Annotated in this window: 13 protein-coding genes; 12 read left to right on the plus strand and 1 reads right to left on the minus strand. The window is 69.2% G+C overall.

Features of this window, described 5'->3' with window-relative positions:
- Positions 1-185 precede the first annotated feature (185 nt).
- The 12 genes from rimP (at position 186) to AB0M45_RS11010 (ending at position 12,078) form a co-directional block, all read left to right on the plus strand.
- The gene (gene rimP, locus AB0M45_RS10955; RefSeq protein WP_364325779.1) at positions 186-851 is read left to right on the plus strand and encodes a ribosome maturation factor RimP; all 666 of its coding nucleotides are present in this window, start codon (positions 186-188) and stop codon (positions 849-851) included.
- A complete protein-coding gene (nusA, locus tag AB0M45_RS10960) occupies positions 848-1,876 on the plus strand; it encodes a transcription termination factor NusA (RefSeq protein WP_364325782.1) in 1,029 nt (342 codons plus the stop codon). The genes rimP and nusA overlap by 4 nt, the downstream gene beginning before the upstream one ends.
- Positions 1,877-1,998: 122 nt before the next feature.
- Positions 1,999-2,331, plus strand: a complete 333-nt coding sequence (locus tag AB0M45_RS10965) for a YlxR family protein (RefSeq protein WP_364325785.1) — start codon at positions 1,999-2,001, stop codon at positions 2,329-2,331.
- A gap of 108 nt (positions 2,332-2,439) precedes the next feature.
- A complete protein-coding gene (infB, locus tag AB0M45_RS10970; protein WP_364325788.1) occupies positions 2,440-5,445 on the plus strand; it encodes a translation initiation factor IF-2 in 3,006 nt (1,001 codons plus the stop codon).
- A gap of 77 nt (positions 5,446-5,522) precedes the next feature.
- Positions 5,523-5,813 (plus strand): DUF503 domain-containing protein, encoded by a 291-nt coding sequence (locus AB0M45_RS10975; protein WP_040780537.1) that lies wholly within the window; start codon positions 5,523-5,525, stop codon positions 5,811-5,813.
- Between the two features lie 39 nt (positions 5,814-5,852).
- Positions 5,853-6,296, plus strand: coding sequence for a 30S ribosome-binding factor RbfA (gene rbfA / locus AB0M45_RS10980; RefSeq protein ID WP_364325791.1), 444 nt, complete (start codon positions 5,853-5,855; stop codon positions 6,294-6,296).
- A gap of 13 nt (positions 6,297-6,309) precedes the next feature.
- Positions 6,310-7,311, plus strand: a complete 1,002-nt coding sequence (locus tag AB0M45_RS10985) for a bifunctional oligoribonuclease/PAP phosphatase NrnA (protein ID WP_364325794.1) — start codon at positions 6,310-6,312, stop codon at positions 7,309-7,311.
- A gap of 289 nt (positions 7,312-7,600) precedes the next feature.
- Positions 7,601-8,935 (plus strand): MATE family efflux transporter, encoded by a 1,335-nt coding sequence (locus AB0M45_RS10990; RefSeq protein WP_364326214.1) that lies wholly within the window; start codon positions 7,601-7,603, stop codon positions 8,933-8,935.
- Between the two features lie 69 nt (positions 8,936-9,004).
- Positions 9,005-9,964 (plus strand): metallophosphoesterase, encoded by a 960-nt coding sequence (locus tag AB0M45_RS10995; RefSeq protein WP_364325797.1) that lies wholly within the window; start codon positions 9,005-9,007, stop codon positions 9,962-9,964.
- Positions 9,965-10,299: 335 nt separating this feature from the next.
- A complete protein-coding gene (npt, locus tag AB0M45_RS11000) occupies positions 10,300-10,968 on the plus strand; it encodes a 4'-phosphopantetheinyl transferase Npt (protein WP_364325800.1) in 669 nt (222 codons plus the stop codon).
- Positions 10,968-11,867: a tRNA pseudouridine(55) synthase TruB gene (gene truB / locus AB0M45_RS11005; protein ID WP_364325803.1), complete on the plus strand. Its 900-nt coding sequence runs from the start codon at positions 10,968-10,970 to the stop codon at positions 11,865-11,867. Before npt ends, truB begins: the two co-directional genes overlap by 1 nt.
- 64 nt (positions 11,868-11,931) lie before the next feature.
- Positions 11,932-12,078 (plus strand): hypothetical protein, encoded by a 147-nt coding sequence (locus AB0M45_RS11010; RefSeq protein WP_364325805.1) that lies wholly within the window; start codon positions 11,932-11,934, stop codon positions 12,076-12,078.
- A gap of 92 nt (positions 12,079-12,170) precedes the next feature.
- Here the strand turns inward: AB0M45_RS11010 and AB0M45_RS11015 are convergent, their stop codons facing one another.
- A complete protein-coding gene (locus tag AB0M45_RS11015; RefSeq protein ID WP_364325808.1) occupies positions 12,171-12,545 on the minus strand; it encodes a hypothetical protein in 375 nt (124 codons plus the stop codon).
- Between the last annotated feature and the right edge of the window lie 59 nt (positions 12,546-12,604).

Below are 12,604 nucleotides of genomic sequence, written 5' to 3' on the forward strand. Positions count from 1 at the left end.
CGGGGCGGGAAGGCGGATGGGCACGGGACCATCGTGCCAGATTCGTGGCACGCCACCGGACGAGGCGTCGGCCGTGGCGCGCGAACTCCCCGACCACTGGTCCTTTACACTCTCGTGGCGCGTTACGCTAGACCTTCGGTAGAGAAATTTCCCGCCGCGTCACAACTGAACCAGGAGCCGCCCACATGCCGATGCCGACCGAGGAAAGGGTGAGCCAGCTCGTCGCTGGTCTCGTCGAACGCCGAGGATTCGACCTCGAGGGCGTCGAGATCTCGACGGCGGGCAAGCGCGCGGACGCGCAGGCTCGGGTGCAAGTGATCGTGGACAGCGACGCGTCCGATCTGGACTCGATCGCCACGCTCAGCGCGGAGCTGTCGGCGCTGCTGGACGACGCGGGAGATTTCGGCGAGACGCCCTACCTCCTGGAAGTGACGACGCCGGGCATCGATCGCCCGCTGACCGCCGACCGGCATTGGCACCGGGCCCGGGGGCGGAAGGTGCGTGTCGCACTACGTGACGGCGTGCAGCCGCCGGAAGGGGCGGCGACCTTCGATGCCAGAGTCGGCGCGCTCACCGGCGATTCGGTAGCGCTGGTGCTCGGCGGCAAGCGTGACCCGCACCGGGTGACGGTCCCACTCGCCGACATCGGCAGCGCCGTCGTCCAAGTCGAGTTCTCCCCGCCCGGCCCGCGCGAGCTGGAGCTCGCCGGCGGAGTCGTTCCGGGACGACCCGTTCCGGGCGAGGAAGACGCGGTGGCGGTCGCCGACGCGGCACCTGCTCGAGGAACACCGAATGCACAACACCAATCCGTAACAGCGTCCGATTCGCCGACCGAAGGGATCGTGGAATGAACATCGAAATCGAAGCCCTGCGCGCGATCGTCGCAGACAAGGGGATCTCGATCGAGACCGTGATCTCCGCGATCGAGTCGGCGCTGCTGACCGCGTACCGCCACACCGAGGGGCATCAGCCCAACGCGCGCATCGACATCAACCAGAAGACCGGCGTGGTCCGGGTGATGGCGCGCGAACTGGACGCCGACGGCAACGTGATCTCCGAATGGGACGACACCCCCGAGGGATTCGGCCGGATCGCGGCGACCACGGCCAGGCAGGTCGTGCTGCAGCGGCTGCGGGACGCGGAGAACGAGAAGTCCTTCGGCGAGTTCTCCACCCACGAGGGCGACATCGTCGGCGGCGTGGTGCAGCGCGACGCACGCGCCAACGCCCGCGGCACGGTCGTCGTGCGCATCGGCAGCGAGTTGCACGGCACAGAGGGACTGATCCCGCCCGCCGAACAGGTGCCCGGCGAGACCTACGAGCACGGCGACCGGATCAAGTGCTACGTCGTCGGCGTCTCGCGCGGTCCGCGTGGCCCCCAGATCACGTTGTCGCGCACCCACCCGAACCTGGTGCGGCGACTGTTCGCGCTGGAGGTGCCCGAGATCGCCGACGGCTCGGTGGAGATCGTCGCCGTTGCGCGGGAGGCGGGGCACCGCTCCAAGATCGCCGTGCGCAGCACCGTGCCCGGCGTCAACGCGAAGGGCGCCTGCATCGGCCCGATGGGCCAACGGGTGCGCAATGTGATGAGCGAGCTGGCCGGCGAGAAGATCGACATCATCGACTACGCCGACGACCCGGCGACGTTCGTCGGCAACGCGCTCTCGCCGTCGAAAGTGGTTTCGGTCACGATCGTCGACCCCGAGGCGCGCGCGGCCCGCGTCGTGGTGCCCGATTTCCAGCTTTCGCTGGCCATCGGCAAGGAGGGACAGAACGCCCGCTTGGCCGCGCGGCTGACCGGTTGGCGCATCGATATCCGCAGCGATGCCGCCCCTGACATGGGCGGATCCGTCCGGACGGAGGCGCACCGGAGTTGACCGGAACCCGCCAGCGGAGTGCTCGGGATGACAGGTTCGTAACTTCCGCGGGGGAGGGGTTCGGCGTTCCGAGCAAGGCAGCGGTAGAGTGGTCCAAGGTTCAGTCCGAACCTTCGGCACTTATGCCCGATCGCACCACCGAGCAGCACGCGGCGCCCCAGCGCCGGTCGGCTCCCGTGCGGACGTGTATCGGGTGCCGGAAGCGCGAACTGGCCGTCGATCTGTTGCGGATCGTGGCTCGGGATCGTGAGACCGGTGACGGCTCCCACGTCATCGAGATCGTTCCCGATCCGCGGCGCAGACTTCCCGGACGGGGTGCCTGGCTGCACCCCTTTTCGGCTTGTCTGAGCACGGCAGAGCGGCGCCGAGCCATCGGCAGAGCACTACGAGTGTCCGGACATCTGGATATCTCAGCCCTGGAGCATTACCTCGAGAACAGGCACGAGCACTCATGAGCACACCGTGAAGTACCAACGATGAACGTCCATCGGAGATAACCCGAGGTCGTGCGGGCCCCCGTCAGCAAGACGGTGGCGCTGCTCGGCCTCTCAGTGAGGAGAGCAGTGGCAGGCAAGGCCCGCGTGCACGAGTTGGCCAAAGAACTCGGTGTCACGAGCAAGGAACTACTCGCAACGCTCAAGGAGCAGGGCGAGTTCGTGAAGTCCGCGTCGTCGACGGTGGAAGCTCCCGTCGCGCGCAGGCTGCGTGAGTCGTTCGCGGCGAAATCCGCCCCGTCGAACGGCGCCAAGTCGGGTGCGCGCCCCGGTCCGTCGTCGGCCCGTCCGGCCGCGAAGCCCGCGGGCGGAGGCCCGCGTCCCGGTCCGCGTCCGGCCCCGGCGCCCGCTCCGGCGGCCCCCGCCGCCCAGGAGAGCGCCCGTCCCGCCGCGCGCACCGGCGAGTCCCCGGCGGTGAAGCCGGGCCCCGCCGCGCGTCCGGGACCAGCCCCAGCGCCCAAGCCCGCGGCACGGGAGTCCATCACTCCGGCGGCCGCCGCGGCCTCCGGCGCGACCGCGAGTTCCGCACCGGCCCCCGCGGGCCCGCGCCCGACGCCGGGTGGTCCGCGACCCGGTCAGCAGCAGCGTCCCGGCGCACCCACGCCGGGTGCCCCGCGTCCGGGTGGCGGCTCGTCCGGTCCGCGTCCGGGGCCGAAGACCCCGCGCGTCGGTAACAACCCCTATTCGTCGGCTCCGGAGCGTCCCGCGCCGCGACCGGCTCCCCGTCCGGGTGGTCCGCGTCCCGGCCCCGCCCAGGATGGCCCGCGTCCCGGTCCCGCGGGTGGTCCGCGTCCCGGTCCTGCGCAGGGTGGACGCCCCGCACCCGGCCAGGGTGGTCCGCGTCCCGGTGGTCCGCGGCCGAGCCCCGGCTCGATGCCGCCGCGCCCGAACCCGGGTGCGATGCCCTCGCGTGCGGCACGTCCGGGCGGAGCCGGTGGTCCCGGCGCGGGTCGTCCCGGTCGTCCCGGCGGAGGCGCCGGTGCCGGTCGCCCCGGTGGCGGTGGCGGTGGCGGCGGTTACCGCGGTGGCGGCGGCGGAGCTCCCGGTGCGGGCGCGGGTGCGCCCGGTGCCGGTGGCGGTGCGGCCGGTGGGTTCCGCGGTCGTCCCGGCGGTGGTGGCGGCGGCGGTCGTCCCGGTGGTCCCGGCGGCCGCGGTGGTGCGGCCGGCGCGTTCGGCCGTCCCGGTGGCGCGCCCCGCCGTGGCCGTAAGTCGAAGCGGCAGAAGCGGCAAGAGTACGACTCGATGCAGGCGCCCGCCGTCGGTGGCGTGCGGCTGCCGCGCGGCAACGGCGAGATCATCCGGCTCGCCCGCGGCGCGTCGCTGTCGGACTTCGCGGAGAAGATCGACGCGAACCCGGCCGCGCTGGTGCAGGCCCTGTTCAACCTGGGCGAGATGGTCACCGCGACCCAGTCGGTGAACGACGAGACGCTCGAGCTGCTCGGCAGCGAGATGAACTATGTCGTGCACGTGGTCAGCCCCGAGGACGAGGACCGCGAGCTGCTGGAGTCGTTCGACCTCACCTACGGCGAGGACGAGGGCGGCGAGGAAGACCTCGAGCAGCGTCCGCCGGTGGTGACCGTCATGGGTCACGTCGACCACGGTAAGACCCGGCTGCTGGACACCATCCGCAAGGCCAACGTCCGCGAGGGCGAGGCCGGTGGCATCACCCAGCACATCGGCGCCTACCAGGTGCTCACTCACCTGGGCGACGACAACCGGCTGATCACCTTCATCGACACCCCGGGTCACGAGGCGTTCACCGCCATGCGTGCCCGTGGTGCGAAGGCCACCGACATCGCGATCCTGGTGGTCGCCGCCGACGACGGCGTCATGCCGCAGACGGTGGAGGCGATCAACCACGCGCAGGCGGCCGACGTGCCGATCGTGGTGGCGGTCAACAAGATCGACAAGGAAGGCGCGAACCCGGAGAAGATCCGGCAGCAGCTGACCGAGTACAACCTGGTGGCCGAGGAGTACGGCGGCGACACGATGTTCGTCGACATCTCCGCCAAGCAGGGCACCAACATCGAGGCACTGCTCGAGGCGGTCCTGCTCACCGCGGACGCCGCCCTCGACCTGCGGGCGAACCCGGACATGGACGCCCAAGGTGTGGCCATCGAGGCGCACCTCGACCGCGGCCGCGGCCCGGTCGCCACGGTGCTGGTGCAGCGCGGCACGCTGCGCGTCGGCGACTCGATCGTCGCGGGCGACGCCTACGGTCGCGTGCGGCGCATGGTGGACGAGCATGGCGAGGACGTCGACGCGGCGCTGCCGTCGCGGCCGGTCCAGGTCATCGGCTTCACGTCGGTGCCGGGCGCCGGTGACAACCTGCTCGTGGTCGACGAGGACCGGATCGCACGGCAGATCGCCGACCGGCGCAACGCGCGCAAGCGCAACGCGCTGGCCGCACGCAGCCGCAAGCGGATCAGCCTGGAAGATCTGGATGCCGCGCTGAAGGAAACCAGCGAGCTGAACCTGATCCTCAAGGGCGACAACTCCGGTACCGTCGAGGCCCTCGAAGAGGCGCTGCTCGGGATCCAGGTGGACGACGAGGTGCGACTGCGGGTCATCGACCGCGGTGTCGGTGGCGTCACCGAGACCAATGTCAACCTGGCGTCGGCGTCGAACGCGATCATCATCGGGTTCAACGTCCGCGCCGAGGGCAAGGCGACCGAGCTGGCCAACCGCGAGGGCGTCGACATCCGGTACTACTCGGTGATCTACCAGGCCATCGACGAGATCGAGAAGGCCCTGAAGGGCATGCTCAAGCCGATCTACGAAGAGGTCGAGCTGGGTCGCGCCGAGATCAGGGCGATCTTCCGCTCGTCGAAGGTCGGCAACATCGCCGGTTGCATGGTCACCTCGGGTTCGGTCAAGCGCAACGCCAAGGCGCGCCTGCTCCGCGACAACGTGGTGATCGCCGAGACGATGACGATTTCCTCGCTGAAACGGGAGAAGGACGATGCCGTCGAGGTCCGCGAGGGCTACGAGTGCGGTATGACGGTCACCTACTCCGACATCAAGGAAGGCGACATCATCGAGGCCTACGAGCTGCGCGAGAAGCCGCGCGACTGATAGACCGAGACGAGCCGGGACGCCGCGCGGTATGTCGCGGCGTCCCGGCCGGTCGTACAACAATTAGAGGGGTGTCGGTGTACCTGGGTGCACTGGAATTCGACCTGCTACTCGGCGATGTGCATTCACTGAAGCAGAAGCGTTCGGTAATCCGGCCGATCCTGGCCGAATTGCAGCGCTTCGGTGTGAGTGCCGCCGAAGGCGGGGACCATGATCTCTACCGGCGCTCGCTGCTGGGCGTCGCCATGGTCAGCGCGGGAATGGACCACCTGACCGAGGTGCTGGACAGATGTGAACGGCACGTCGCGGCCCGTCCGGAGTTACAGTTGCTGGCGGTGCGCCGCCGGATCTTCGGACCCGAAGACTGACCGTGGTGGGAGAACAGAAGTAGTGAGGAGGAAACGGCCATGGTGGATCAAGCCAGGGCACGCCGACTCGCCAAGCGGATCGCTTCGATCGTGGCCACCGCGATCGAATACGAGGTGAAGGATCCGCGGCTGCGTTTCGTGACCGTCACCGACGCCAAGGTGACCGGCGATCTCCGCGAGGCGACGGTGTACTACACCGTGATGGGCGAAACCCTCGATGCCGAACCGGATTACGAGGGTGCGGCCGCCGGTCTGGAGAAGGCCAAGGGTGTGTTGCGCTCCAAAGTGGGCGCGGGAACCGGGGTGAAGTTCACCCCGTCGCTGGCGTTCGTGCTGGACACCGTGCCCGACGCGGCGCGGCAGATGGAGGAACTGCTCGCCAAGGCGCGGGCCGCGGACGACGCGGTCGCCAAGGTGGCCGCCACCGCCAGGCCCGCGGGCGACGCCGACCCCTACAAGGTCGAACGCGACGCCGACGAGTGACATGCGGTAGTCGATGACGACAATGCGGGAAACGGCCGACCTGGACGCGGCCGTGGCGGCGCTGGACGCGGCGCGCTCGGTGACCATCATCTGCCATGTGCAGCCCGATGCGGACACCATTGGAAGCGGTCTCGCGCTGGCGCTGGTCCTGCATCAGCGGGGGACTCCGGTGCAGGTGTCGTTCGCCGAGCCGGCCGAATTGCCCGTCTCGATGCGGTCGCTGCCGGGTGTGTGGCATCTGGTGGCGCCCGCCGAGGTGCGCGCCGAGGTGGACCTTCTCGTCACGGTCGACTGCGGTAGCGCGGCTCGGCTCGGCTCGCTCGCCGACCGATTGCCCGGCGCCGCAACGACAATGGTGATCGATCACCACCGGTCGAATACCCGGTTCGGTGCGATCAACGTGGTCGATTCCGGCGCCGAGTCCACCACGAGCGTGATCGCGCGGCTGCTCGACGCCTGGGGCGTGCCGATCGATCCGGACGTGGCGCATTGCCTCTACGCCGGTCTGGTCACCGATACCGGCTCGTTCCGGTGGGTGCGCCCGGGTACCCACGAACTGGCCGAGCGCCTGCTGTCGACCGGGATCGATGGCGCGGAGATCGCCCGCACCTTGCTGGACACGCACCCGTTCGGGTGGCTGCCGATGCTGTCGCGAGTGCTGGGGACCGCGCGGCTGATGCCGGACGTGCGCGGTGGCATCGGGCTGGTGTACGCGTTCGTGCACCGCGACGATGTCGACGGGGTGCGGTCGGAGGAGGTCGAGAGCGTCATCGATATCGTGCGCACGACCGCGGAAGCGGGAATCGCCGCGGTGTTCAAGCAATCCCACGGCGTGCCCGATCGGTGGACGGTGTCGCTGCGCTCGCGCGACAGCGAGGTCTCGGTGGGCGACGGCGTGGACGTGGCGGAGGTGGCCACGGCGCTGGGCGGCGGCGGTCACCGCTTCGCCGCTGGGTACACGGCCTACGGCTCGCCCGAGGAGTTGGTCGCCGCGCTGTTGGCCGCGCTCGGGTGACGGTGATCTTCGGTATCGATCGGGTGAAGTCCGTCGCCGCGAAATCGATTCGGCCTGCCGCGTTGTCGTCTCCTGCCGCAGGCCCGGTGTGTGCCCGCGGCAGTTCCCCGGTCGCCTGTCCTACGTCACGTCGGCGTGCCGGTCGGCCGGTGCGCGGTCGGTGTCCGGTCGGAGCTGGGCTCGTCTCGTGCGTGTGTGCGCTGTCGGAGCAGGAGAGGTGTTCGTGAACGTGAGGGGTTCCAGCGGCGCGGAGGCTACCGATCCGGCATTGCCGGATGCCGCGGCGCGGCTGATCGAGGTCGATCGTGCCGCCGCGGCGGGGCCGAAGCGCATCCTCGGGCTGGCGTTGCCGACGCTCGGCGTACTGGTCGCCGAGCCGCTCTACCTGTTGTTCGATCTCGCCGTCGTCGGTCGGCTCGGCGCGCTCGCGCTGGCCGGCCTCGCGGTCGGCGGATTGATTCTGGCGCAGACGAGTTCACAGCTCACTTTCCTGTCCTACGGCACCACCGCGCGCTCGGCACGTCGCCACGGCGCGGGCGATCATCGCGGTGCGGTCGCCGAAGGCGTGCAGGCGACGTGGATCGCGATCGCGGTCGGCGCCGCGATCCTGCTGGTGGCCGAGTCCTTCGCCGTTCCGCTGACGAACGCGATCGCTGGTGGCGGCGACATCGCGGCGGCGGCGCTGGGTTGGCTGCGGATCGCGCTGTTCGGCGTGCCGCTGATCCTGATCTCCATGGCGGGTAACGGCTGGCTGCGCGGCGTCCAAGAGACGCGCAGGCCGCTGGCCTATGTTGTTGCCGGACTCGCGGTTTCGGCCCTCTTGTGCCCGGTGCTGGTGCACGGACTGTTCGGCGCGCCGCGTATGGAGCTGCCCGGTTCCGCGGTGGCGAACGTCGCCGGGCAGGTGGTGATGGCGGCGCTGTTTCTGAACGCGCTGGTCCGCGAACGGGTTTCGTTGACGCCGCAGTGGGCGGTCATGCGCGCGCAACTCGTGCTCGGTCGCGACCTGATCGTTCGCAGCTTCGCCTTCCAAGCCTGTTTCGTCTCGGCCGCCGCGGTCGCGGCCCGGTTCGGCGCCGCCTCGGTGGCCGCCCACCAGTTGGTCCTGCAGCTGTGGAACTTCCTGGCCCTCGCCTTGGACGCGCTGGCCATCGCGGCGCAGACGCTCACCGGCGCCGCGCTCGGCGCGGGTGACACCGCGGGCGCTCGCGGCATAGCCCGGCGCGTCACCCGGTGGTCGGAGATCTTCAGCCTCGCTCTTGCCGCCTTTTTCGCGGCGGGCGCGACGGTTATCCCGGCGCTGTTCACCGGCGACCCGCAGGTCCTCGATCGCACCCACCTGGTGTGGTGGTTCTTCGTCGCCCTGATTCCGGTGGCAGGCGTCGTCTTCGCCCTCGACGGCGTTCTGCTCGGCGCGGGTGACGCCGCCTACCTGCGCACCACCACGCTCACCGCGGCGCTGGCCGGGTTCCTGCCCGCTATCTGGCTGTCGCTGGCCTTCGACTGGGGCGTGGCCGGAATCTGGTCCGGCCTGGCCGCGTTCATGGTGTTGCGGCTGATCGCCGTCGCGTGGCGGGCGCTGTCGGGCCGGTGGGCCCGCGTCGGCGCCGAGGTGCCGGCGTAACGGGAGCGTCGGCGACACCCGGCTCGGCCGGTGCGTGCGAATCGGAACGGATGTGCCAAGGTAGGTGTGGTGATACCCAAGTTGATGGCGGTGAGCGACATTCACGTCGGGCACCAGGGGAATCGGCCGGTCGTCGAGCAGATCACGGCGGACTCGCCGGAGGACTGGCTCATCGTGGCCGGCGACGTGGGGGAGAAGACCGAGGATATCCGGTGGGCGCTGGAGCTGCTGCGCGGCCGGTTCGCCAAGGTGATCTGGGTGCCGGGCAACCACGAGCTGTGGACCACGGCGAAGGATCCGGTGCAGATGTCCGGGGTGGCGCGCTACGACTATTTGGTCGCCATGTGCCGCGACTTGGACGTGCTGACGCCGGAGGACCCATTCCCGGTGTGGGAGGGCGCGGGCGCCGAGGAATACGGCGGACCGGTGACCTTGGCGCCGATGTTCCTGCTGTACGACTACTCGTTCCTGCCGGAGGGCGCCACCACGAAGGCGGAGGGTCTCGCCATCGCCAGGGAGCGCAACGTGGTGGCGACCGACGAGTTCCTGCTCTCGCCGGAGCCGTACCTGACCAGGGACGCGTGGTGCCATGCCCGGGTGCAGGTGACCAAACGCAAGCTCGACGCGCTCGCGCCGGGCACGCCGGTCGTCCTGATCAACCACTTTCCGCTGGTACGGCAGCCGACCGATGTGCTGTTCTATCCGGAGTTCGCGCTGTGGTGCGGCACCGAACTGACCGCGGACTGGCACACCCGCTACAACGTGGTCTGCTCGGTCTACGGCCACCTGCACATCCCGCGTACCTCGCACTACGACGGCGTCCGGTTCGAGGAGGTCTCGCTCGGCTACCCCCGCGAATGGCAGCGTCGCGGCCTGCCTGATCGACTGCTGCGCCAGATCCTGCCCACCCCGCAGTATCCACCGGGCACGCTGAACAAATGGGGCGGCCACTTCCAGGTGACCCCGGAAATGGAGGCCGCCGCCGCGGAAATGCGCAGCAAGGCGCAGCAGCGGCGCGGACTGGCGTAGTCCTCCGGGACCCTGACGGAGCGATTCGCTGCGGACCGTCACCATCGCGGGCGGAACAGCCCGCGCTCTGGGGTCGAGATAGCTGTTCCTCGCGGGGCATCGTCGCGATTCAGCGTGCGCCGCCGTAGTGCTTTGCGCTACCGACTTCACGCAGTGGGCGAATGTCAGGCGAGCTCGATGATCCAGCCCGACCCGGCGTGTGGGCCTGTCGACGGGAGGGCGGCCGCGGCGGCCCCAACGGGCGGCGTCGGTAGTCACATGCGGAGAGTCGGCGGGATGAGTGCGCACATGGCGCTGCGCTACCGGCTGTTGCGACTCGGCTAGGCTCGGCGGTGATGATCGAGAACATTCTGCCCGCGGGTGTGGCCTCGGCCGAGTTGGTGGCGTACCCGGAGGATCTGAAGCCGCATCCGGCGGAAGAGCATCTCATCGCCAAGTCGGTGGAGAAGCGGCGCCGGGATTTCATCGGCGCACGGCACTGCGCCCGCCTGGCGCTGGCGCAGCTCGGCGAGCCGCCGGTCGCGATCGGCAAGGGGGAGCGAGGCGCTCCGGTATGGCCGCGCGGGATCGTCGGCAGCCTGACCCACTGTGACGGCTACCAGGCCGCCGCCCTCGGCCACAAGCTGCGGTTCCGTTCCATCGGCATCGATGCCGAGCCGCATGCCACGCTGCCCGACGGCGTGCTGGACTCGGTCAGCCTGCCGCAGGAGCGGGAATGGCTGAAGACCACCGACTCCGAGCTGCATCTCGACCGCCTGCTGTTCTGCGCCAAAGAAGCCACCTACAAGGCATGGTTCCCGCTGACGGTGCGCTGGCTGGGCTTCGAGGACGCGCACATCACCTTCGAGATCGAAGACAGTACAGCCGATTCCGGGTACGGCAGCTTCCACACCGAACTGCTGGTGCCGGGGCAGACCACCGACGGCGGCGTGCCGCTACGCTCGTTCGATGGCCGTTGGCTGATCGTCGACGGCTACATCCTGACCGCGATCGTGCACGTCTGATGGACGCTCTCGGCGGGCTGCTCATCATCGACAAGGACGGTGGCTGGACCAGCCACGACGTCGTCGCGAAATGCCGGAAGCTGCTGCACACCAAGAAGATCGGGCACGCGGGCACGCTGGACCCGATGGCCACCGGCGTGCTTGTGCTCGGCGTGGAACGCGCGACCAAGCTGCTCGGCCTGCTCACCCTGACGACCAAGGCGTACACCGCGACCATCCGTCTCGGGCAGGCCACCACCACCGACGACGCGGAGGGCGAGGTGCTCGCCACCACCCCGGCCGCCCACCTCATCGACGCCGACATCGTGGCGCGCACCGCCGAGCTGACCGGTGACATCGACCAAATCCCCGCGACGGTGAGCGCGATCAAGGTGGGCGGTGAACGCGCCTATGCTCGCCACCGTGCGGGTGAGGACGTGCAGCTGGCCGCCCGCCCCGTCACGGTGTCGCGCTTCGACGTGCTGGCCCGCCGCGACGTCGGCGAATCCGTCGACTTGGACGTGGTGGTCGAGTGCTCCTCGGGCACCTACGTGCGAGCGCTGGCCCGCGACCTGGGCGCCGCCCTCGGCGTCGGCGGCCACCTGACCGCCTTGCGGCGCACCAGAGTCGGTCCGTTCACCCTCGAGCACGCCCGCACCTTGGACGAGCTTGCCGCCGCCGCGGAATCGGGCACGCCGGCGCTGAGCCTCGATATCGACGCTGCGGTCGGAACCGCTTTCCCGCACCGGGACATCGACGAGAAGCAGTCCGACGACCTGCGCAACGGACGCTGGCTCGCCCCGGTCGGAATCCCCGGCGTCTACGCCGCCATCGACCCCGCAGGCCGAGCCATCGCCCTGCTGCGGGAATCCGGCAACCGCGCGTCATCGGTGATGGTCGTCCGCCCGGCCAACCTCTGATCCACCCATAGACGACACCGCATCTGGTTGGACTCGTGCTGTGTCTACTCGGTCGGGCGCTGTCATGGGTCAGCAGCCCCTGATTCCGGTCTACCACCATCGGCGCCGTCCTGCTGCTCTCGGCGATGCCATGGCGATCTCCATCGCTCGTATCACCGGCCAGGATTACACCAACTCGGCCTCCATCACGGCGATCATCGAGTCGAAGTAGCCCATAGGCGAAAGCCCGTGATCAATATTCGGATTATCTGGTGAAGCTTCTGGTTTTCGCGGGCAACATCCAGCACGTTTCAGGTTTGGTGATCAGTTCAGTAGGCGTTTGCAGCTACCTGCGTCTGCTCCATGGCCGTATGCACGTTCAAAATCGGAATAATCCGGATAGATCTTGTCCAGATAATACGGGATAACGGCCGCGTCGACGTCACCGCACACCCATTTCTCGCCCGATTCGCTGTTTTCCATTTGGAAAGTTATAATGTGCCAGCCCGTTAAAGGGGCGCCCGACGAGGCGGTGCATTCCCGCCCCTTCACGGATCCGAAGTGGGGTTGATCGAGCGTATATTTGCAGGTGTAGGTCGGCAGGACTTGCGCGGCAGCGGTGGGGGCGGCCATCAGGCCGGCGGTAGCGGTCAGCATGAGTGTAGGCAGCCCGAGGCGGAGCAGGCGGGTTGTGATCATCGCGGTTCCTATTCGAATCAAAAATCGGCAATATTAAGGGATGCAGGCATTCGCAAACG

It is taken from the genome of Nocardia sp. NPDC051787 (assembly GCF_040681325.1).
Classification (GTDB): Bacteria; Actinomycetota; Actinomycetes; order Mycobacteriales; family Mycobacteriaceae; genus Nocardia.